General features: G+C 61.3%; 25 protein-coding genes. 17 read left to right on the top strand and 8 right to left on the bottom strand.

The window, feature by feature from the left end; all coding sequences use genetic code 11:
* Positions 1–77: 77 nt before the first annotated feature.
* Entirely contained in the window at positions 78–1223 is a 1146-nt protein-coding gene (gene dprA / locus QZ522_RS05355) for a DNA-processing protein DprA (protein ID WP_294608437.1), read from the bottom strand.
* Between the two features lie 329 nt (positions 1224–1552).
* On the bottom strand, positions 1553–2977 hold the full coding sequence (gene tldD, locus QZ522_RS05350; RefSeq protein WP_294608434.1) for a metalloprotease TldD: 1425 nt from the start codon (positions 2975–2977) through the stop codon (positions 1553–1555).
* Between the two features lie 205 nt (positions 2978–3182).
* On the opposite strand from tldD, the gene coxB reads away from it, so the two are divergent.
* From coxB to QZ522_RS05295, 11 genes are all read left to right on the top strand, one after another.
* Positions 3183–4067: a cytochrome c oxidase subunit II gene (gene coxB / locus QZ522_RS05345; protein ID WP_294608432.1), complete on the top strand. Its 885-nt coding sequence runs from the start codon at positions 3183–3185 to the stop codon at positions 4065–4067.
* 71 nt (positions 4068–4138) lie between these two features.
* Entirely contained in the window at positions 4139–5095 is a 957-nt protein-coding gene (gene cyoE, locus QZ522_RS05340) for a heme o synthase (protein WP_294608430.1), read from the top strand.
* The gene (locus QZ522_RS05335) at positions 5092–5256 is read left to right on the top strand and encodes a hypothetical protein (protein ID WP_294608428.1); all 165 of its coding nucleotides are present in this window, start codon (positions 5092–5094) and stop codon (positions 5254–5256) included. The genes cyoE and QZ522_RS05335 overlap by 4 nt, the downstream gene beginning before the upstream one ends.
* A complete protein-coding gene (locus tag QZ522_RS05330) occupies positions 5256–5840 on the top strand; it encodes a cytochrome c oxidase assembly protein (protein WP_294608426.1) in 585 nt (194 codons plus the stop codon). Before QZ522_RS05335 ends, QZ522_RS05330 begins: the two co-directional genes overlap by 1 nt.
* A gap of 25 nt (positions 5841–5865) precedes the next feature.
* The gene (locus tag QZ522_RS05325; RefSeq protein ID WP_294608424.1) at positions 5866–6666 is read left to right on the top strand and encodes a cytochrome c oxidase subunit 3; all 801 of its coding nucleotides are present in this window, start codon (positions 5866–5868) and stop codon (positions 6664–6666) included.
* A gap of 102 nt (positions 6667–6768) precedes the next feature.
* Positions 6769–7452, top strand: a complete 684-nt coding sequence (locus QZ522_RS05320; protein ID WP_294608422.1) for an SURF1 family protein — start codon at positions 6769–6771, stop codon at positions 7450–7452.
* Positions 7449–8837 (top strand): threonine synthase, encoded by a 1389-nt coding sequence (gene thrC, locus QZ522_RS05315; protein WP_294608420.1) that lies wholly within the window; start codon positions 7449–7451, stop codon positions 8835–8837. Before QZ522_RS05320 ends, thrC begins: the two co-directional genes overlap by 4 nt.
* Positions 8834–10096, top strand: coding sequence for a pitrilysin family protein (locus tag QZ522_RS05310; RefSeq protein WP_294608418.1), 1263 nt, complete (start codon positions 8834–8836; stop codon positions 10094–10096). Before thrC ends, QZ522_RS05310 begins: the two co-directional genes overlap by 4 nt.
* The gene (locus tag QZ522_RS05305; protein ID WP_294608416.1) at positions 10096–10683 is read left to right on the top strand and encodes a GNAT family protein; all 588 of its coding nucleotides are present in this window, start codon (positions 10096–10098) and stop codon (positions 10681–10683) included. Before QZ522_RS05310 ends, QZ522_RS05305 begins: the two co-directional genes overlap by 1 nt.
* 88 nt (positions 10684–10771) lie before the next feature.
* On the top strand, positions 10772–11599 hold the full coding sequence (locus QZ522_RS05300; protein ID WP_294608414.1) for an MBL fold metallo-hydrolase: 828 nt from the start codon (positions 10772–10774) through the stop codon (positions 11597–11599).
* 91 nt (positions 11600–11690) lie between these two features.
* Positions 11691–13109 carry an FAD-binding oxidoreductase gene (locus QZ522_RS05295; RefSeq protein WP_294608412.1) on the top strand — a complete coding sequence of 473 codons (1419 nt, stop codon included), beginning with the start codon at positions 11691–11693 and terminating at the stop codon, positions 13107–13109.
* Positions 13110–13111: 2 nt separating this feature from the next.
* On the opposite strand, the gene map is transcribed toward QZ522_RS05295, so the two are convergent.
* Complete coding sequence (map, locus tag QZ522_RS05290) at positions 13112–13927, bottom strand: type I methionyl aminopeptidase (protein ID WP_294608410.1); 816 nt, start codon at positions 13925–13927, stop codon at positions 13112–13114.
* A 75-nt stretch (positions 13928–14002) separates the two neighbouring features.
* Positions 14003–14704 (bottom strand): DNA/RNA nuclease SfsA, encoded by a 702-nt coding sequence (gene sfsA / locus QZ522_RS05285; RefSeq protein ID WP_294608409.1) that lies wholly within the window; start codon positions 14702–14704, stop codon positions 14003–14005.
* A 49-nt stretch (positions 14705–14753) separates the two neighbouring features.
* Between sfsA and QZ522_RS05280 the strand changes: the two genes are divergently transcribed.
* From QZ522_RS05280 to QZ522_RS05255, 6 genes are all read left to right on the top strand, one after another.
* Entirely contained in the window at positions 14754–15476 is a 723-nt protein-coding gene (locus QZ522_RS05280; protein ID WP_294608465.1) for a molybdopterin-binding protein, read from the top strand.
* The gene (locus tag QZ522_RS05275) at positions 15473–16189 is read left to right on the top strand and encodes a GNAT family N-acetyltransferase (protein WP_294608407.1); all 717 of its coding nucleotides are present in this window, start codon (positions 15473–15475) and stop codon (positions 16187–16189) included. Before QZ522_RS05280 ends, QZ522_RS05275 begins: the two co-directional genes overlap by 4 nt.
* 5 nt (positions 16190–16194) lie before the next feature.
* Positions 16195–16767: a peroxidase-related enzyme gene (locus QZ522_RS05270; protein WP_294608405.1), complete on the top strand. Its 573-nt coding sequence runs from the start codon at positions 16195–16197 to the stop codon at positions 16765–16767.
* A gap of 4 nt (positions 16768–16771) precedes the next feature.
* Complete coding sequence (locus QZ522_RS05265; protein WP_294608403.1) at positions 16772–17710, top strand: OmpA family protein; 939 nt, start codon at positions 16772–16774, stop codon at positions 17708–17710.
* A gap of 89 nt (positions 17711–17799) precedes the next feature.
* Positions 17800–18480, top strand: coding sequence for a DUF6629 family protein (locus tag QZ522_RS05260; protein WP_294608401.1), 681 nt, complete (start codon positions 17800–17802; stop codon positions 18478–18480).
* A gap of 9 nt (positions 18481–18489) precedes the next feature.
* Complete coding sequence (locus QZ522_RS05255) at positions 18490–18945, top strand: methylated-DNA--[protein]-cysteine S-methyltransferase (protein ID WP_294608399.1); 456 nt, start codon at positions 18490–18492, stop codon at positions 18943–18945.
* Positions 18946–18949: 4 nt separating this feature from the next.
* Here the strand turns inward: QZ522_RS05255 and QZ522_RS05250 are convergent, their stop codons facing one another.
* The 4 genes from QZ522_RS05250 to QZ522_RS05235 all read right to left on the bottom strand — a co-directional run.
* Complete coding sequence (locus QZ522_RS05250; protein ID WP_294608397.1) at positions 18950–19648, bottom strand: CDP-alcohol phosphatidyltransferase family protein; 699 nt, start codon at positions 19646–19648, stop codon at positions 18950–18952.
* 89 nt (positions 19649–19737) lie between these two features.
* On the bottom strand, positions 19738–20325 hold the full coding sequence (locus QZ522_RS05245) for a cytochrome P460 family protein (protein ID WP_294608395.1): 588 nt from the start codon (positions 20323–20325) through the stop codon (positions 19738–19740).
* A 114-nt stretch (positions 20326–20439) separates the two neighbouring features.
* Positions 20440–21366, bottom strand: coding sequence for a tyrosine recombinase XerC (locus QZ522_RS05240; RefSeq protein ID WP_294608393.1), 927 nt, complete (start codon positions 21364–21366; stop codon positions 20440–20442).
* Positions 21363–21709: DUF484 family protein (locus tag QZ522_RS05235; protein ID WP_294608391.1), on the bottom strand; the 347-nt coding region annotated here is incomplete at its 5' end. The genes QZ522_RS05235 and QZ522_RS05240, both read right to left, overlap by 4 nt.

Raw genomic sequence — 21709 nt, 5'->3', positions numbered from 1 at the left:
GGCTTATGGCGGCGGACCATGTGGGCTGGCAAGGGGAATTGTCAATGCGGCGCGTTTTGACGTTTCGGCTGCGCGCCTCAGCGGGCAAGTGACAGCAGGCCGCCGGCTTGACGGGTAATCCGCCCGTCAAGTTCAAGGTCGAGAAGCACGGGTGCGACAAAGCGGGCCGGGGCCGAAAGATCGCGGATTAGCTGATCTTCGGCGAGCGGCGAGGGGCCAAGACGGCGCAGGATCTGCTCATGCAGGGCTGCGGTTTCTCGCAGGCTTCGGGTTGGCGATGTGGTCTGCGGCACATCCAGCGGCAGATCGGGCTGAACCTCGGGGTGCCGAACCTCTGGCAGGGCGTCGATGATATCGGCGGCGTTGCGCACCAGATGCGCGCCGTCGCGGATCAGCATGTTGCAGCCGCTGGCGCGGGCATCAAACGGGTGACCGGGCACGGCCATGACCTCGCGGCCCTGATCAAGCGCATTGCGCGCAGTAATGAGAGAGCCGGATTTCGCCGCCGCTTCAACGACGACAACCGCCTGCGCCATGCCGCTGATAAGGCGATTGCGGCTGGGGAAGTGGCGCGCCTGCGGGATAAGGCCGATGGGGTGCTCGGACAGGCGGACCCCGGTTTCGGCGATCTGATGGGCGAGGCGGGTGTTTTCGACCGGATAGATCACATCAACCCCGCCCGCCATCACCGCGACAGTGCCGCCCTCAAGGCTGGCCAGATGGGCGGCGGTATCGACCCCGCGCGCAAGGCCCGAGGTGATGACGAACCCACCTGCCGCAAGATCGGTGGCCAGTGATTTGGCCATCCGGGTGCCAAGGGACGAGGCATTGCGTGCCCCCACAAGCCCGATCATCGGGCGTCGCAGGATATCGGGTGTGCCGATGTACCAAAGCAGCGGTGGCGCATCGGATATCTGTTTGAGAAAGGGCGGATAATCCGCGTCCAGGCAGGACATCAGCCGCGCCCCTGCGGCCTTGCCTGCACGCAATTCGGCCTCGATCACGCCAACCGGGCAGATTTCGTAATCCTCGACGCCCGCGTCACGGGCCACACCGGGCAGCGCATCAAGCGCCGCTTCGGCACTGCCGTGTTCGGACATGAGACGATGAAAGGTTGCAGGGCCGACCCGGCGAGAGCGCAAGAGACGAAGCCAGGACGCCAGATCATCTTCCGTGGTGGGTGGGAGTGGGGGGTGAGTGGAAGGATGTGTTTCCTCGGACATCATGGCCTCGCCTTCTTGCTGTACCCAGTAGTAGGGCGCGGATGGTTAACGGGCAGTAAATCAAGGAAGGCAAAAGAGAAGATCGCGCGGAAATGCGGGTAATTGATTGAAATAAATAGAGATAATAATTGAAATTGCAGGGGTATACCCTCTGCGCAGATCCGCCAGCCCTGTTTTGGGGGCTAAGACCTCTGAAATGAGTATTTGAAGAAAGATGAAATCTGGCGGCGTGACGGGGTCGGTATCACGTCACGCCGCGTCTTGCGTCTTTTGACAAATTATGCGCGTCAGCGCATTCCGCTGGATCAGACCGGATCGAACCACGGGCGCTAAGCGGTTGCAGAGCCGCCAACGGTCAGCCCGCCGATCAAAACGGTCGGCTGACCTACCCCCACCGGCACCCATTGGCCCTGTTTGCCGCAATTGCCCATGCCGGGATCAAGCGCCATGTCATTGCCGAGCGCACGGATTTGCTTGAGGGCGGTTGCGCCGTCGCCGATCAGGGTGGCGCCTTTGACAGGCGCACCAACCTTGCCGTCCTTCACGCGGTACGCCTCGGTGCAGCTGAACACGAACTTGCCATTGGTGATATCGACCTGCCCGCCACCGAAACCCACGGCATAAATCCCGTCCTTGAGGTCGGCCACAAGATCGCCCGGCGCGGCATCGCCGCCCAGCATGTAGGTATTGGTCATCCGCGGCATCGGTGCATGGGCATAGCTTTCGCGCCGTCCGTTTCCGGTCGGGGCCACCCCCATCAGGCGGGCATTCTGGCGGTCCTGCATGTAACCCACCAGGATGCCGTCCTCGATCAGCACGTTCTTGCCCGAGGGTGTGCCCTCGTCATCGAAGGTGATGCTGCCGCGCCGATCCGGGATCGTGCCGTCATCCAGCACCGTCACGCCCGGCGCCGCGATCCGCTGGCCCATCAGCCCGGCAAAGGCCGAGCTGCCCTTGCGATTGAAATCGCCCTCAAGACCATGGCCAATAGCCTCATGCAACAGAATGCCGGGCCAGCCGGGGCCAAGCACCACGTCCATCACGCCCGCGGGCGCAGGCTCGGCGCGCAGGTTCACAAGCGCGATGCGCAGGGCTTCGCGGGTCTTGGCCTGCCAGTCGGCCGGATCAAGCAGGCCGTCAAGCCCGAGACGCCCGCCGCCACCGGCACTGCCTTGTTCGCGCCGCCCCTGTTCGTCAACGATGACCGAGACATTGACCCGTGTCATCGGGCGGGTGTCGCTGACCTCGGTGCCATCGGGGCGCAGGATCGTCACCTCTTGCAGTGAGGCCGCGATCGAGGCCGAGACCTGGACCACGCGGGGATCAAGATCGCGGGCAAAGGCGTCGATCTCGCGCAGGGTTTCAAGCTTGACCGGAAAGCTTGCCCCGGCAATCGGATCGGCATCGGTGTAAAGGCGGCGATTGGTGCGTGCGGGCGCGTCGGCCAATGTGCCGCCCCCGTCGCCAACCGCAAGCCGCGCGGTTTCAACGGCGCGGGTCAGAGCGGCCTCGTTCACCTCGGAGGAATGCGCATATCCGGTGACCTCGCCGCGCACGGCCCTGAGCCCGAACCCTTCGGAGGCATCATAAGAGGCGGTTTTGACGCGGCCATCGTCAAAATGCAGCCCCTCGGACCGGTGCCGTTCCAGAAAAAGCTCGCCATCATCGGCGCCTCGGGTGGCCTCTTGCAGGTGCCTCAGGGCCGTATCACGGTCCAGAAGGCTGTCGAAAGGGCGAAAAGGGGTATCGGTCATGATGGCGTTTGTCCTATATAGCGGCATTAGGACAGTGGCGATTAATTTGATCTAAATCAAAAAAGCGTCCGTTTGCCGCAATGGTCTTTCTTGTCGTCTGAGTCAGAATATGGTTTTAGACGGGACTGAGACAATGGGATTCCGCCCTTGGATGGGTCGACCCGTACAAAGATATATGAACCGCTTCAACCGATCAGGGGTTAAAATGCGACTAACTTCCAGCCTTATGGCCGTTCTGGCCGCCCTTTCCGCCCTTCCCGCCATGGCGCAGGAAGGCCTTGAGATCGTCGGCAAGCCCGTGGATGGTGAGTTGGGGTTCCAGCCCGCAGCAACCGAACTGGCCCGCGATCTGCAATGGCTCGACGGGATGATCAATGTGATCATCATTTCCATCGTGCTGTTCGTGACTGTGCTTCTGGCGATCGTGGCCCTGCGCTATAATCGCCGTGCGAATGCGACCTCGGCGACCTTCACGCACAACTCGCCGATCGAGATTGCCTGGACGATCATCCCGATTGTCATCCTGGTGTTCATCGGGGCGTTTTCGCTTCCCATTCTGTTCAAGCAACAGGAAATCCCCGAGGGTGAAGTGCATATCAAGGTTACCGGCTATCAGTGGTACTGGGGCTATGAATATACTGATCATGATTTTGGCTTTGACAGCTACATGATCGGCTCGCCGGCCACCGGTGGCGAAAACCGCATGACACCCGATGTCGAGACACAGCTTGTCGAGGCGGGCTTTAGCAAGGATGAATTCCTGCTGGCCACCGACACGTCGGTTGTTGTTCCGGTCAACAAGGTTGTCGTCATGCAGTTGACAGGCGCAGACGTGATCCACAGCTGGACCATTCCCGCCTTTGGCGTAAAGCAGGATGCGGTTCCCGGCCGCCTGAGCCAGCTTTGGTTCAAGGCCGAAAAAGAAGGCATCTATTTCGGTCAGTGTTCCGAACTTTGCGGTCAGGCGCATGCCTATATGCCGATCACCGTCAAGGTGGTGAGCGAAGCCGAGTACGAGCAATGGCTTGAAGGCGCGATCGAGGAGTATGCCGGCACGCCGCGCTCGGTTGACGTGGCTTCGGCCAACTAAGCCTATTGGGCTGCGCGCGCCGCGCGCGCAGCCATCCCAAACGTGACCCTCAGGGGACAGCGGAGAGCCAGATGAGCGACGCGACCATCAACACAAGCACCAACGTCCAGGCGGCGCAGCCCGGCGAGGCCGAGTTTGGCGATTTCTTCGCCCTGCTCAAGCCCCGGGTGATGACGCTTGTGGTGTTCACGGCCCTTGTCGGTCTTCTGGCGGCCCCGATTGGCGTGCATCCGATCATCGGTCTTGCCGCGATCCTGTTCATTGCCGTGGGCGGCGGTGCCGCCGGTGCGCTGAACATGTGGTGGGAATCCGACATCGATTCGCTGATGAAGCGGACCAGCAAGCGCCCGATTCCCGCAGGTAAGGTGACCCGTGACGAGGCCTTTGCCTTTGGTGTGACCCTTGCGGTGATGTCGGTCGTGATGCTCTGGCTGGCCACGAACGCGGTGGCGGCGGGCCTTTTGGCCTTTACGATCTTTTTCTACGTGGTGATCTATACCATCGGCCTCAAACGCTGGACCCCGCAGAACATCGTCATCGGTGGCGCGGCAGGCGCCTTTCCCCCGATGATCGGCTGGGCGGCCGCGACCGGATCAATCAGCATCGAATCGGTGTTGATGTTCGCGCTTATCTTCATGTGGACCCCGCCGCATTTCTGGGCTCTGGCGCTTTTCATGAAGGGCGACTACCACAAGGCGGGCGTGCCGATGCTGACCGTGACGCACGGGCGCAAATCGACGCGCAGGCATATCCTTGTCTATACTGTTCTGCTTGCCATTCTGGCGGTTGGTGCGGCGTTTACCGGAATTGGCGGGCCGGTGTATCTTGCCGTGGCTCTTGTGCTGAACGCGATGTTCCTGCGTGATGCCGTTGCGATATGGCGGCGTGATGAAGTCATGGCCGAGGCCGACGATTACCGCGTCGAAAAGAAGGCGTTCAAACTGTCGCTTGTTTACCTTTTCGCCCATTTCACGGCGATCCTGATCGAGGCGGCATTGGCGGGCTTTGGGCTTGGTGGCTGGGCATGAGCTTTCGCGAGGAACATGAACTGCACAAGCGCCGCTTTGGCCGCAACCTTGGCCTTGGTCTTGTGCTGGCGCTTTTCGTGGCGCTGGTGTTCGGGCTGACGATTGCCAAGGTGTCAAACAACGATTTCAAGGTTCCTGCAACACAGGGAGCGACGAACTGATGGCGATGGATGCAAAACTCAAAACCGTTACCCGGCTTGTGGGCGTTGTCGTTCTCATGGGGGGGCTCGCCTGGGCCTCGGTGCCGTTTTATGACTGGTTCTGCCGCGTGACCGGCTTTGGTGGCACCACCGGCGTGGCGGTTGCCAATAGCGATAGGGTGCTGGATCAGACCATCAAGGTGCGCTTTGACGGCAGCAAGGATCGCAACATGCCCTGGGAATTCAAGCCCGTCGTGCATGAGATGGAATTGAAGATCGGCGAAACCGGCCTTGCCTTTTACGAGGCCTATAACCCGACCGACCGCGTTATCGCCGGTTCCGCAAGCTATAACGTCACCCCCTACGAGGCGGGGGGGTTCTTCACCAAGATCGACTGTTTCTGCTTTACCGAGCAGGTGTTGCAACCCGGTGAGCGGGTGCAGATGCCGGTAACCTTTTACGTCGACCCCGAAATCGTGACAGACAGGGACGCAAAATACGTGCATACGATCACCCTGTCCTATACGTTCTACGAAATTGACCTGCCCGAAGAGGCCCACGCGGCGCTTGAACAGGTCAACAAAACCGATAAAAAATTGAACTAAGCCTTCGACGAGGGAAAATACAAAGATGGCACACGAAAAAAATCACGACTATCACATTCTGCCCCCCTCTCTCTGGCCGTTGCTCGGCTCTTTGGCGGGGTTTGTCATGCTGTTCGGCGCGGTCCTGTTCTTCCACGACCATGGTCCGTGGATGCTTTTGGCCGGGGTTGTGGGCGTTCTTTACGTCATGTTCGGCTGGTGGGCCGATGTGGTGAACGAAGGCGAAACCGGCGACCACACACCGGTCGTGCGGATCGGCCTGCGCTATGGCTTCATGATGTTCATCATGTCCGAAGTCATGTTCTTCGCCGCCTGGTTCTGGAGCTTCTTCAAACATGCGATGTACCCGATGGGTCCGCAAAGCCCGCTGGTCGATGCGGTCTGGCCGCCGGTTGGCATCGAGACCTTCGATCCCTGGCACCTGCCGCTGATCAATACGCTGATCCTGCTGTGCTCGGGCTGTGCCGCAACTTGGGCGCACCACGCACTTGTGCATGAAAACAACCGCAACGACATGAAATGGGGCCTGATCATCGCGATTGCCCTCGGCGCGATCTTCACGGTCTTTCAGGCCTATGAATACAGCCATGCGGCCTTTGGCTTTTCGGGCAACATCTATGGCGCCAACTTCTTCATGGCGACCGGCTTTCATGGGGCGCATGTGGTCATCGGCACGATCTTTCTCTTTATCTGCCTGATCCGCCTGCAACGCGGTCATTTCACCCCCGAACAGCATGTCGGGTTCGAGGCGGCGGCCTGGTACTGGCACTTCGTGGATGTGGTCTGGCTGTTCCTGTTCGCAGCGGTCTATATCTGGGGCGGCTAAGCCCGGCGTCGGCGCGGAATGCGGTTGAACATTTCGCGCTGAACGGCAAGAACATCAGGGCGCGCACGAGGGTGCGCGCTTTTCCTTTGACGGAGGCCCGCGGTGCGCCGCTATATCATTCCTGTGATCTTTGGTTTGGCCGGGGCCGCGGTCCTTGTCGGCCTCGGCAACTGGCAGCTTGAGCGGCTGGCCTGGAAAGAGGCGATACTTGCCGACATCCGTGCCCGGATTTCCGCCCCGCCCACAAGCCTGCCTGAGACAGCGAGCATCGACGACCACCGCTATCTTCCGGTGAGTATCAGCGGCGAGATCGACGAAACGGTGTTGCGTGTGCTTGTCAGCCAGAAACAGATCGGGGCCGGCTATCGGCTGATCTCGGCCTTTGACACCGGCACGCGCCGGGTGCTTCTGGACCGCGGCTTTATCTCGGTGAATGATCCTCTCCCGGCCCCGCCTGAGGGCGCGGTTGAGGTTACCGGTAATCTTCACTGGCCCGACGAGCGGCTAAGTTCGACGCCGGAGAATGACGTGACGGGCAATATCTGGTTCGCGCGCGATCTTACCCCGATGGCCGAGATACTCAAGACCGAGCCGATCCTGGTGGTTGCGCGTAAGATGTCGGTCTTGGAACCGGGGGTGACGCCGCTGCCGCTGGACATAAGCGGCATTCCGAACGATCACCTCAACTATGCAATTACATGGTATTCACTGGCCGTTATATGGCTGGTGATGACCGGGTTTTTCCTGTGGCGGACGCGGCAGGCAGAGAAAGGCAAAACGACGTGAAATACATCTCGACACGGGGCAATGCACCCACGCTCAGCTTTGAAGAGGCGATGCTGACCGGGTTGGCGCGCGATGGCGGTCTTTACCTGCCCGAAACGATCCCGCAAATGAGCGCGGCCGATATCCGCGCGCTTGAGGGCCAAAGTTATGAAGAGGTCGCCTTTCGCGTGATGCGTCCGTTTCTGGGCGATGCCTTCACCGACGCCGAATTTCGCGGTATCATCTCGCGCGCCTATGCCGGGTTCGGCCATGCCGCGCGCGCCCCTCTGAAACAGCTTGATAGCGGGCATTTCCTTTTGGAGCTTTTCCACGGCCCGACGCTTGCCTTCAAGGATTTCGCGATGCAGCTGATCGGTCAGCTGTTTGAGTTCTCGCTCAAACGCTCGGGCCAGAGGGTCTGCATCGTCGGCGCCACCAGCGGCGACACCGGATCAGCGGCGATCGAGGCGTTTCGCGGGCTTGATGCAGTGGATGTGTTCATCCTCTACCCGCATGGCCGCGTCTCCGAGGTGCAGCGCCGCCAGATGACCACCCCGTCAGAGGATAACGTGCACGCGCTCGCCATCGACGGGCACTTTGACGACGCGCAGGCGCGGGTCAAGGATATGTTCAACGACTTTGAATTCCGCGATGCGGTTGGCCTTGCCGGGGTCAATAGCATCAACTGGGCACGGGTTCTGGCGCAGGTGGTCTATTATTTCACCGCCGCCGTGTCGCTTGGCGCGCCGGATCGCAAGATAAGCTTTACCGTGCCCACCGGCAATTTCGGTGACATTTTCGCAGGCTTCATCGCGCGGCGCATGGGGCTGCCGATTGACCGGCTTGTGGTAGCCACCAATCAGAACGACATCCTGCATCGCTGTCTTTCGACCAGTGAATACAAACCCGACGGCGTGATCCCTTCGATCAGCCCCTCGATGGATATTCAGGTCAGCTCGAATTTCGAGCGCGCGCTGTATTATGCCTACGGCGAGGATGGCGGCGCTGTGGCGCAATTGATGGACGAGCTTAAGGCGGGCGGCTTTTCGGTCAGTCAGGGCGCGTTGCAGGCGCTGCGCGAAAGCTTTGATTCCGGTCGTTGCGACGAGGATGAAACCCGCGCCACGATTTCGCGCACCTGGGCTGCGACCGGCGAATTGCTCTGCCCGCATTCCGCTGTCGGTGTGCATGTCGCCGAGACCATGCGCCAGGCCGGTGTGCCGATGGTCACGCTGGCCACGGCCCATCCGGCCAAATTCCCGGCGGCTGTCAAAGAGGCCTCGGGCCAGGATGCGCCGCTGCCGGAACGCATGGCCGACCTCTACGAGCGGCCAGAACGCGTTACGCGGGTGGCCAATGACTTGCGTGCCATCGAAACCCTTATCAAGGAACGGATCGCCAATTGAGTGTCCAGCTGACCACCCTTCCCAACGGATTTCGCATCGTCACGGAGCATATGCCGGGGCTGCAATCGGCCGCCATCGGCGTCTGGGTTCTGGCCGGGGCCCGCAACGAACGGGCCGAACAGAACGGTATTGCGCATTTCCTGGAGCACATGGCTTTCAAGGGCACCAAACGGCGCAGCGCGTTGCAGATCGCCGAGGCGATCGAGGATGTCGGTGGCTATATCAATGCCTATACCAGCCGCGAGGTGACCGCCTATTACGTGCGGGTGCTGAAGGAAGATGTGGCGCTCGGGCTTGATGTGGTGGCGGATATCCTGCGCAATCCGGTATTCGATGCGCGCGAGATCGAGGTCGAGCGTGGCGTGATTCTTCAGGAGATCGGACAGGCCGCCGATACGCCCGACGACATCATCTTTGACTGGTTGCAGGAAGAGGCCTATCCCGATCACCCGCTTGGCCGCACCATTCTGGGCGCTGAGGATCGGGTGCGCGGCTTTGCGCGCCCCGATCTTGAGGGCTTTGTCGACCAGTATTACCGCCCCGGCCAGATGGTCCTGTCGGCGGCGGGTGCCGTGGATCATGACGAACTTGTGCGTATGGCCACCGATATGTTCGGCGACATGATCCCCAGCACCGTGATCGAACCGCCGCTGGCCCGGTTTCAGGGCGGCGAGGCGCGTCACGTCAAGGATCTGGAACAGGCGCATTTCGCACTTGCCTTTGAAAGCCCCAACTACGCCGATCCCGATATCTATACGACCCAGATCTACGCGAGCGCGCTTGGCGGCAGCATGTCGTCGCGCCTGTTTCAGGAGGTCCGCGAAAAGCGCGGGCTCTGCTATACCATCTACGCTCAGGCCGGGGCTTATGCCGATACCGGGATGATGACGATCTACGCGGGCACCTCTGCCGATCAGCTGGGCGATCTCGCGGGCATCACGATTGACGAGATGAAGCGCGCCGCCGATGACATGAGCGCCGCCGAGGTCGAACGCGCCCGCGCCCAGATGAAGGCAGGGCTCTTGATGGGGCTTGAAAGCCCGTCGAACCGAGCCGAGCGCCTGGCGCGGATGCTTCAGATCTGGGGCCGTGTGCCCGACCTGACCGAAATGGTCGAGCGGATAGATGCGGTCTCGCTTGAGGATGTAAGCCGGATCGCCGAGGCGACCATAGCGCGGGCGCCTTCGGCGTTGGCGCTTTATGGCCCGGTCGGGAATGCGCCGACGCTCGCAAGCCTGAACGAGAGGCGCGCCGCCTGATGATGCTGTTGCCGCGCCGGAAGCTTAGGATCGAGACAGAGCGTCTTACCCTGCGCCAGCCGGTGATCGGCGATTTCAGATACTGGAGCGAATTACGCGCGCGCTGTGCCGATTTCCTTACCCCGTGGGAGCCGCTCTGGGCCGAGGATCACCTGGCGCGCAAGGGGTTTTCCAACCGGGTCTATTGGGCGCAACGCTCGATTGCCAACGGAAGTGCGGTGCCGCTGTTTCTGATCCGGCGCGAGGATGAGGTGCTTTTGGGGGCGATCACGCTGGATAACATCCGGCGCGGTCCGGCGCAGGCGGGCACGCTTGGCTATTGGATCGGGCAGGAGTTTTCGCGTCAGGGCTATATGCAGGAGGCGATCGAAGGCGTGGTGCATTACGCCTTTGAACGCCTTGATCTCAGCCGGATCGAGGCGGCCTGCCTGCCCGAAAACCAAGCGTCGCGCGGCTTGCTGGAAAAATGCGGCTTCAAGTATGAAGGCGTGGCGCAGAGCTATCTTCAGATCAATGGCCGCTGGCGCACCCATGTGCTTTATGCGGCGCTGCGGGCGGATCGCCGCGGGCGCACCGATGTCGGCTGAGGGCTTGTCGCGCCGCACTGAGACGACCTGAAAGGGCTGACGAAGGGGTAGATTGTGCTATCCTCTTTCAAGTGAAGGAGGAATGCCGGTGATCAGAATTGTCCTTTCTTGTCTGCTTCTCGCCACTCAGGCTGCCACTCAGGCCGCCGCACAGGAGCGGCGACCAAGCCATTGCATCGCGCTCGCGCAGGAAACGCCGGGGCTGAGCTATGTCCATAAGGCGGGGTTTCGCGACGTTCTGCCCGAGTATGGCGTGCGGTTGCGCTATATCGCCCATGCGTCCTTTCTTATTCAGGCAGGGGATATTTCGGCGGTGACGGATTTCACCGGCTTTATCGGCAATGTCGATTTCATCCCCGATGTGGTGACGATGAACCACGCCCATGAGACCCATTGGACCGCAAGCCCCGATCCGATCATTCCGCATGTCTTGCCGGGGTGGGGGCCTGTTGGCGAGGGGATTGAACACCATCTTGATCTTGGGGCCATGGTGGTGCGCAATGTCTCGACCGATATCCGCTCTTTCGCGGGCGGGGTCGAGCCGAAGGGGAATTCGATTTTCGTCTTCGAGGCCGAGGGGCTTTGCATCGCGCACCTTGGGCATCTGCATCACGAGCCGTCCGACGATCAATATGCCGCCCTTGGCCGGATGGATGTGGTGATGGCGCCGGTGGATGGCGGGTTTACCATGGATCTGGGCAGCATGATGCGCGTCCTGCGCCGTGTGAAGGCCAGCGTGGTCATCCCGATGCACTGGTTTGGCGATGCCACGCTGGGGCGGTTTCTGGGCGGGATGGAGGATGATTTTGCGATCACTTTCGCCAAGGCCAGCGAGATTGAGCTGTCCTTGCGCAGCCTGCCAGACAGGCCGACGATCATGGTTTTGCGTCCCGCCTATCTGCGCGAGGACGAGTGAGCAGTGCGTTTTGCGGCGGCTGTCGGAACGTGAGTATTTATGGAAAGATGAAAAGGCTGGAATGCCAAGGCCCGCGTGATAGGTAGGGCGGATGACGTTGAACTCTGTGACCCCCGCTTTTGTTGACCGCCTGCGCGCAGAATTGCCCGCTGGGGCCTTTCGCGATATCGCTCCGGCCTATCTGGAAGAGCCGCGCGGCCGTTGGCAGGGGCGGGCGGGCGTTGTTGTAGCGCCTGATTGCACCGAAGATGTGGCAAGGGTGGTGCGCGCCGCGTCAGAGGCCGCCGTGCCGATTGTGCCCTATGGCGGCGGGACCGGGCTTGTCGGCGGACAGCTCAGCCCCGAAGGCGCGCTGCCGGTGATCCTGAGCCTTGAGAGGATGCGGGCGGTGCGCGGGATTTATCCCGAAGATAATGTCATGGTGGTCGAGGCCGGTGCGATCCTTCAGGACATTCACGAAGCTGCGGCCACTGCCGACCGGCTTTTCCCATTGAGCATTGCGGCCAAGGGTTCGGCCCGGATCGGGGGCAACCTGGCCACCAATGCGGGCGGCGTGAATGTGCTTCGCTATGGTAATGCGCGCGACCTTTGTCTTGGGCTTGAGGCGGTCCTGCCCGATGGGCAGGTCTGGCATGGTCTCCGGCGGCTGCGCAAGGACAATACCGGCTATGACCTGAGGAACCTCTTGATCGGCTCGGAGGGCACGCTTGGGGTGATCACCGCCGCCGCGCTCAAGCTTTATCCGCGCCCCTGCGGTGAGGGGACGGCATTGATGGTGGTCCGCGACGCGCGTGCGGCGCTGGATCTTTTGGCAATGGCGCGCGGTCACATGGGCGAGGGTGTCAGCGCCTTCGAGCTGATGCATCGCCAAGGGCTTGAGTTTCTGGCGCAGGAACTGCCTGATATCCGCCTGCCGTTCGATGCCCCCCCCGAGTGGTTCGTGCTCATCGAGGTCGGCCTCGCGCGCGGGCTTGATCCGGCCGGGGCGCTTGAGACGCTTTTTGGCGAGGCGATGGAGGCCGGGTTGGTCAGCGACGGCATGATCGCCCAGTCCGAGGCGCAGCGTCATGCCTTTTGGGAGGTGCGCGAACAAATCCCCGAGGCCAACCGGCGTGTCGGGTCTATCAGCTCGCATGACATTTCCCTGCCGATGGGGGCGATCCCCGGGTTCATCGAGAAAGGCCGCGGGGTTATCGCGGCTTTAGGGGCGTTCAGGATCAACTGTTTCGGCCACCTTGGCGATGGCAACCTGCATTACAATGTCTTTCCGACGCCCGGAAAAAACCGCGCCGATCATCACGGCGAGCGTGACCTGATCAAGCGGGCGGTGCATGACCTTGTGCACGAGATGGGTGGCTCGGTCTCTGCCGAACATGGCATCGGGCGGCTCAAGGTCGATGACCTTGAGCGCTATGGCGATCCGGCAAAACTAATGGCGATGCGGGCGATCAAGGCGGCACTTGACCCCAAGGGGATCATGAACCCCGGCGCGGTTCTGCGCGCCGTCTGAGATCATGCGCCCCAGGTTGGGTGAAACCGGCCCGCCGGCGAAAGCGTGAAGATCTCGGCGCCGGTTGCGGTGACACCGATCGAGTGCTCGAACTGTGCCGAAAGGGATTTGTCGCGCGTCACTGCGGTCCAGTCATCGGCCAGGACCTTGGTTTCCGGGCGGCCCAGATTTACCATCGGTTCGATGGTAAAAAACATGCCCTCTTCGAGAACCGGCCCGGTGCCTGCGCGCCCGTAATGCAGAACGTTGGGTGGGGCGTGAAACACCCGGCCAAGGCCGTGACCGCAGAAATCACGCACCACCGACATGCGGTGTGCCTCGACAAAAGACTGGATCGCGTGGCCGATGTCGCCAAAGGTGTTGCCGGGTTTGACGGCCTCAATTCCCTTCATCAGCGAATCATGCGTGATCTGGATTAGCCGCTCTGCCTTGCGGCTAAGCTTGCCTGCCACATACATCCGCGATGTGTCGCCAAACCAGCCATCGACGATCACCGTCACGTCGACGTTCAGTATGTCGCCGTCTTTCAAAAGTTTTTCACCCGGTATGCCGTGACAGACCACGTGATTGACACTGATACAGCTGGCATGACGATAGCCCTTATAGCCGATCGTCGCCGATTTGGCGCCAGCCTCATTGACCTTGTCCTCGATCAGCTTGTCGATTGAGCCTGTGCTCTGGCCGACGAAAACCTGATCCGCGATCTCATCCAGAATGCGCGCGGCAAGTTCGCCGGCCTTGTGCATGCCTGCGAAATCCGCAGCCTCATGGATGCGAATTCCCTCGCGCGTCAGTCGTCCACGATGTTTTCCGGTCACGCTTGGCCCTCTCGTGCAGTTGTGACATTTTCGCTTTGTCTAGGCCTATTTGCAGGAAAGGACCAGAGGGACAGGTTACCGCAAGGGAAGTCTTTCTGCGATTGTGATCGCTTCCGGGGCAATATCGGTGCCATAGGCCAGAACCTCGACCCCGGCGGCGCGGGCATGCTCAAGGGCTGCGGCATAGGTCGGGTCGATATCGCGGGCCACGCCGACCGATTGTGCATCGCTGCGCTGAACCAGGTAAAACAGCACGGCACGATGCCCAAGCCGCACCATTTCGGCCAGCTCGGCCAGATGGCGCGCGCCTCGCGCGGTCACACTATCGGGGAATTCCGCAAGGCCGGGCGCGCGTGACAGGGTCACTGATTTCACCTCGACATAGGCATCGGGCAATCCCGCGCTTTGCAGCAGGAAATCAATCCGGCTGTTGGTGCCGTATTTCTGTTCCGGGCGCACGGTTCCATAGGCCGCAAGCTCTGCGATCTCGCCCGCCTCAAGCGCGGCACGCAGGGCGCGGTTGGGCAGGCTTGTATCGACGCCGGTAAAATGGCCGTTGGCGTGCTCGACCAGACGCCAGCCGTATTTCAGTTTCTTCTTCGGGTCGTCATTCGGCTCGACCCAGATTTTCATGCCCGGTTCTGCCAGCCCCATCATGCTTCCGGGGTTGGCGCAATGGGCGGTGACCTCGCGCCCGTCGTCCAGCCGGATATCGGCGAGGAACCGTTTATAGCGGCCGATAAGCACGGCAGGCACAAGAGGGGTTTGAAAGCGCATGACAGCAGGCCTATACCGGGTCATGGTTCTGTTCAAGGAGGCCCGGATCATGCCGAACCCAACCGCCGCCATGCTAGTCATCGGGGATGAGATCCTGTCGGGGCGCACGCGCGATGCAAATATGCACTACCTCGCCCAAGAGCTGACCAAGGCCGGGATTGACCTGCAAGAGGTCCGCGTGATCAGCGACGACCCGGACGCCATTGTTGCCGCCGTAAGGGCGCTGAGTGCCGACTATGACACCGTGTTCACTTCGGGCGGCATCGGGCCGACGCATGACGATATTACCGCGGAAAACGTGGCCCGCGCCTTTGATCGCCCGATCGGCATTCGCGACGATGCCCGCGCAATCCTGACCGCGCATTACGACCGGTCGGGGCTGGAATTGAACGAGGCGCGCCTGCGAATGGCGCGCATTCCCGATGGCGCAAGGCTGATCGACAACCCGATCAGTGCCGCGCCGGGGTTCAGCATCGAGAATGTGCATGTGATGGCCGGGGTGCCCTCGATCTTTCAGGCGATGCTGGCCAGCGTTCTGCCGACCCTGACGGGCGGCGCGCCGGTTCTGTCGCAAAACCTTGAGATTCATCGCGGCGAAGGCGATATTGCCGGGCCGCTGACCGAATTGGCGGGGCGCTATTCGGACCTGTCGATCGGCTCTTACCCGTTTCAGCGCAACGGCTGTTATGGCGCCAATATCGTCATTCGCGGTCAGGATGGAAGCCGTGTCGATGCCGCAATGGCCGAGCTTGTGGCGATTTTTCCCGCATGACCCCTGATGTTCAAACCCTTTATGACGTTGTCGAGGGCACCTGGCCCCCCGCGACCGTAACCAGCCTTGACGATTGGCTGATCCGCGACGGGCAGGGCGGCGGCAAGCGCGTCTCTTCGGCCACCGCGCGGGGGCCAGTGACGGCTGACAAGCTGGCCGAGGCGGAAATCGCCATGCAAGCGCTGGATCAACCCGCCTTGTTCATGATTCGCGAGGGCGACAGCGCGCTTGACGGGCTGCTGGCAGAGCGGGGGTATGTGATCGTCGATCCGGTCAATATCTATCTCGCCCCGATTGCCGATCTTGCCCGCCCGACCCCGCGCACCAGCACCTTCGCCATATGGGAGCCTCTGGCGATCCAGCTTGATATCTGGGCGGCGGGCGGCATCGGGCCGGGGCGCATCAACGTGATGCGCCGCGCAGAGGCACCCAAAACCTCGATTTTCGGGCGCGCCGACAACCGCGCCGCCGCCACCGCCTTTTGCGCCATCCATGCGGGTATCGCCATGGTTCACGCGCTGGAGGTTTCGCCGGAAAGCCGCCGCAAGAACATGGGGCGTTACGTCATGCAGGCCGCCGCCACATGGGCCGCATCCCATGGTGCCACCCACATGAGCGTGGTCTGCACCCAGGCCAATACTGGCGCCAACGCGCTTTATACCTCGCTTGGCATGACGCTTGCGGGACAGTACCACTATCGACAAAAGGCATGATGACAATGAGCAAACCAGACCAGACCACCGCCCTCGACCTGCCCATGGTTGATCCCCTGCCGCCCGCCACGCAGAAGTATTTCGATATCTGCATGGACAAGCTCGGTATGATCCCCAATGTGCTTCAGGCGCATGCCTTTGACATCGAAAAGCTCAATACATTCACCGCGCTTTATAACGACCTGATGCTGGCCGACAGCGGGCTGAGCAAGCTTGAGCGCGAGATGATCGCGGTGGTTGTCAGTTCGATCAACCGCTGCTGGTATTGTCAGGTGGCTCATGGCGCCGCCGTGCGCCAGCTTTCCGGTGATCCGGCGCTCGGCGAGGCGATGGTGATGAATTACCGCGTCGCCCCGCTTGATGCCCGCCAGCGTGCGATGCTTGATTTCGCGGCCAAGGTAACCACCGCCAGCGCCACCATCGAAGAGGCAGACCGTGCCGCGCTGCGCGATGTGGGCTTTGGCGAACGTGACATCTGGGACATCGCCAACGTGGCGGCATTTTTCAACATGACCAACCGGGTGGCAAGCGCCACGGGCATGCAGCCCAACCCCGAGTATCACGCGCAGGCCCGGTAGGAGCGTGCGCCGCTGGCTTGCCCTTGTTGTGACGCTTTGCCTGCCGCATTCCGGCGGGGCGCTTGAGCTGACCTTGCCGGGCAACGCGGTAATGAGTGCCGAGGTTGTGCAGGAGGCCGATACCTATTTTCTGCCGACCGGCCCATTTGAAAACGGTACGCAGCCGCGCCAGCGCCTTGATGGGCGCGTCACCCAACAGGCCTGGCGCTTTACCGGGCAGGGGCTGACCACGCTTCAGGTGCTGGCGCCGCTGCGCGCCACGCTGGAAGCCGCCGGTTGGCAGGTGCTTTTCGAGTGCAGTGACCAGGACTGCGGCGGGTTCGACTTCCGCTTCAACACGCCGATTTTACCGGCGCCCGACATGTTCGTCGACCTGTTCGATTTCCGCTATCTGGCGGCGCGTCGGGAGGGGAGCCCGCCCGAATATGCCGCCCTCGTGGTCAGCCGCGCCGGCGAGACCGGTTATGTCCAGATCAGCCACATCACCGAAGCCGGTGGCGCGATGCTTCAGACGGCGCCGGGCGGTTCTGTCGAAAAGGATACGAAGGGGGATGCCCCCAATGCCGACCCGCTGGCGCAAGCCTTGTTGGAGCAAGGCCATGCCGTGCTGCGCGATCTTGAGTTTGCCTCGGGTGAAACGACGCTCGGGCCGGGACCTTATGCCAGCCTTCTGGCTCTGGCTGAGTTTCTGAACGCTGACCCCGCGCGGCGGGTGGCGCTAGTGGGGCATACCGATAGCGTCGGCGCTCTGGATGCCAACAGCGCATTGTCGCGCGCCCGCGCCCGCGCCGCTCTGGAGCGGCTGGTGACCGTCCACGGCGTCGCCAGCGCCCAGCTTGAGGCGGAGGGGCTTGGCTATCTCGCCCCCATTGCCAGCAATCGCACCCCGGCCGGTCGCGAGGCGAACCGCCGGGTTGAGGCGGTGTTGCTCGACAGCCAATGAGGCATTGACATAACGCAATGCGTCCGGCCTTGGCGACGCTATCGTAAAGGCTGGACGCATGCGCATCGGCGCATGGAAAGGAGACCGGGATGTGCTTTTCCGCAACGGCCAGTTTCACGCTTGCCGCCGTGCTCGTGCCTGCGGGGATTTACACGGTTCTGGAGGTGCGCCGCACCAATCCCGCGTGGTTGGCGTTTGGGATCTTCCCGCTTGTCTTTGGTGTTCAGCAAATTCTTGAAGGCATCCTCTGGCTTGCGCTGGTGGGTGGCAATGAGACCGCCGTTTGCCTGTCCTCTCGTGGGTTTCTGTTCTTTTCGCATTTTTTCTGGCTGGCTTGGGTGCCGTTTGCCGTCTGGACGGTCGAGGCCGACGCGACGCGCAGGCGATTGGCCGGACTGATGGCCATTGCCGGGTTCTTTTCGGGGCTTTCGGTGTTCCTGCCGGCTGCTCTGATCGAGGACTGGCTGCGCGTGGAGGTGATTCAGCGCTCGCTGGAGTACAAGACAATACTGATCTATGAGGGTTTCATCGACCGCAGCATCCTGCGCGCGGTTTACGCCGTGATTGTGATCGGGTCGCTTTTGCTTTCGTCGCATCGCCTGATACAGGTGTTTGGCGTGTTGGTTATGGCCTCTTTGGTGCTGACTTACGCGTTTTATGCCTATGCATTCATTTCCGTCTGGTGCTTTTTCGCGGCGGTCCTGTCGGTTTACCTGGCTGTGATCCTTCGCCGCGAGGTCAGCGACCTGCACGCCCGCGCGCGGGGATAAGGGGGCGCCATGCCAACCGCCACATTGACTTCGCCGATTGGCCCGCTGTGTGTGATCAGCGAGGGGGGTGCGATCACCGCGCTTCAGTGGGGCGAGGGGGTTGCGCAGGATGCAACACCCGAACTGACCGAGGCCCTGGCCCAGCTTGCGGCCTATTTCGAGGGGCGCCTGACGCGGTTCGACCTGCCGCTCAACGTGGCGGGGTCAGAGTTTCAGCGCCGGGTTTGCGATGCGATGTGTGACATTCCATTCGGCGAAACCGTCACCTATGGCGATCTTGCGGCCCGCCTTGGGGCCTCGGCGCAGGCGATTGGCACGGCCTGTGGCGGCAATCCGGTTCCCTTGATCATTCCCTGTCACCGGGTTCTGGCCGCCTCGGGTCTTGGTGGTTATTCCGGACAGGGCGGGGTCGAGACAAAGGTCTGGCTGCTACGCCACGAGGGCGCGGCAGGGCTTTTGATCTGAGCCCTTAGAGGTCGCCGCGCTGCGGGATGATTTGCTGCACAATTCCGACGAAAATCAGGTAGACGCTGGTGATTACAAGCCCCCAATGCGCCCAGCTTTGCGGGTCGAAATGCACCCAAGCCGCCCAGCCTGCAAAGAATGTCCAGGCCAGAGCCATCGGCAGCGATATCCAGCGCCAGCGTTCGGTACGCACCGGATGGATGAACTTGAGCGGCAGGAACATTGCCACCGACAAGACCGCAACAAGCGTCAGGATGATCCAGAAGTTCGGCTCGATTGCAAACATCACCAGCACCAGCATGTTCCAGCACCCCGGAAAGCCGGAAAACGAATTATCAAGCGTTTTCATGCGGGTATCGGCGAAATACATCGCACTTGCAAAGGTGATCACGATAATGGCCATCCATCCCGTCCAGCCCGGCAACAGGTCGGATTTGAACAGCGCAAAAGCCGGGATGAACACATAGGTCAGATAGTCGATGATCAGGTCAAGCAACACGCCATCGAATTCGGGCGCGTGGGTTTTGACGTTGAATTTGCGCGCCAGCGGCCCGTCGATGCCATCGACGGCAAAGGCGACGACCAGCCACAGGAACATCAATTCCCACTCCCGGTCAATCGCGGCCAACATGGCCAACATTGCAAAAACCGCCCCGGTGGCGGTCAGAAGGTGAACAAGCAAAGCGCGCATACGTGGTGTCATGACCGCTTAATGAACCAGCCGGGCCTAAGATGCAAAAAGAAAAGCCCGACCCCCAATGGGAGCCGGGCCAATTTGCCGGATGCGTTGCCCTAGTTGGAAACGCGGACCTCTTCGAGCGGATAGGCCAGCATGTCCTGTGCCTCCCATGACACATGGCAGTCATGACAGAAGCTTTGCTTGAACTTCATCATCTTGCCGTTGGGCTGAACCGCCGAATAGACCCAATCGGCGGTTTCGGGCGCGCCACCGGCCTCGACCTTGGTCATGATGAACAGCGGGCCGGTCACGGCCTTCTTTTTCTTCTTGCTGATGGTGATGCTTTCCTTGGCCAGAACCGAGCCGACCGGCATCACGACGCCGTCTTCGGCGAATTTCAGGTATTGCTCGGCGGCGATGTCATTGGCGAAGGTCTGCAACAGGCGGTTGCCATGCGCACCGGCCACGGCGGGACGGGTCGAACTTACGGTCCAGTCACGATAGGCCGCCGCAACATCGTTGTCGCCCTTGGTGTAGTTCTCGACCATCTCGGCCTTGATGCAGTCGTAAATCTCGGTGATCTGAGCCGCCTCAAGATCAAACGGATCCTCGACATCGACCTTGCACTCCGAGGCCACTGCCGTCTGGCCGATCAAAAGGCTGGCGGCGAGGGTCGCGGCGGCAAAAAGCTGACGTTTCATAATAAATCTCCATTTCATTCACGAGGCCCAGGGGCCATTCACGCGGAACCCTTGCATGTTTGAACTGAAATGGAACTTAACTATTACGTGAGGCCACGTGAGTGTGATAACGGCCTAGCCGCGCCCCTGCGGATGGGCGCGGGCATAGACGTCAAGCAGGCGGGCGGTATCGACGCCGGTATAGGCCTGCGTGGTCGAAAGCGAAGCATGGCCCAGCAATTCCTGAATCGCGCGAAGGTCGCCGCCCGCATTCAAAAGGTGGGTGGCAAAGCTGTGGCGCATGGCATGTGGCGTGGCTGTGGCGGGCAGGCCAAGCTGCATCCGGGTGCGTTCGACCACCTTCTGGATCACCCGCGGGTTAAGTTTGCCGCCGCGCGCGCCGCGAAACACCGGACTGTGCGGGGTGATCTCATAGGGGCAGATCGCGACATAGCGTTCGACCGCATCGCGGGCGGGGGCGATGACCGGCACCATGCGTTCCTTGTTGCCCTTGCCGATGATCCGAAGTGTGCTGCCGATCGGAAGATCCGCCCCGGTCAGGCCCAAGGCCTCGGATATCCGCAAGCCACAGCCGTAAAGCAGGGTGACAACCGCCTGATCGCGGACCGAAATCCACGGGGTGAGCGATTGCATTTCAAGCGTGTCAATCATCTCGCTCGCGGCCTCGGGCGACAGCGGGCGCGGCAGCTTGCGCTGAAACTTGGGAGAGCGGGTGGCGAGAACGGCGGTGGGCTCGAACCCCTCGCGCTCTGACAGCCAGCGGTAAAAGCTTTTGACCGCCGACAGTTTGCGTGCCAGCGATCGTGCACCAGTGCCTGAATTACGGGTCTCGGCCATCCAGGCACGCATGTCGCCAATTGAGATGGCTTGTAACGCACCCAGCCCTTGCGGGCTGCTGAAATGCAGCGTCATGAACGAAAGAAACTCTGCCACGTCGCCGCGATAAGCGATGAGAGTGTTTTCGGCAGCACCATTCAGCGCACTTTGATTGGCCAGCCAGTTTTGCAAGGCATCCCTGCAGGCCGGAGATATAAGGCTCAAGACAGCCAGTGACGCATAGACCGTTCGAACACGTCGCCAAAAAAGGTCAGCAAATCTGTGCCATGTTGCGGCGTAAACTGATGCGGGTCCTCGGCACCAAGTACCAGCAAGCCGGGCAGTCGGCCATTGCCAAGATCCAGTTTCAAACAGGCCTCCGAACGGATCCAGTCCGCCTTGTCGCCATAAACCTGCGGCGAGCCGCCTTGCAGTTGTCGCAAAGTAACCTGCCGGTTGACGCCCCCGCGACCCTGGCTGATGTAATCGTCAATGTAGCCAGGTTCGACGATGTTCAGAACTTCGCCCATGCGTTTAACCGCCGGGTTTTTGTCGTCCTGCACCGTTT

It is taken from the genome of uncultured Roseovarius sp., assembly GCF_913054395.1.
In the GTDB taxonomy this organism is placed as follows: domain Bacteria; phylum Pseudomonadota; class Alphaproteobacteria; order Rhodobacterales; family Rhodobacteraceae; genus Roseovarius.
Note: the sequence above shows the minus strand (reverse complement) of the source record. Positions and strands in the feature narration are given on the sequence as shown.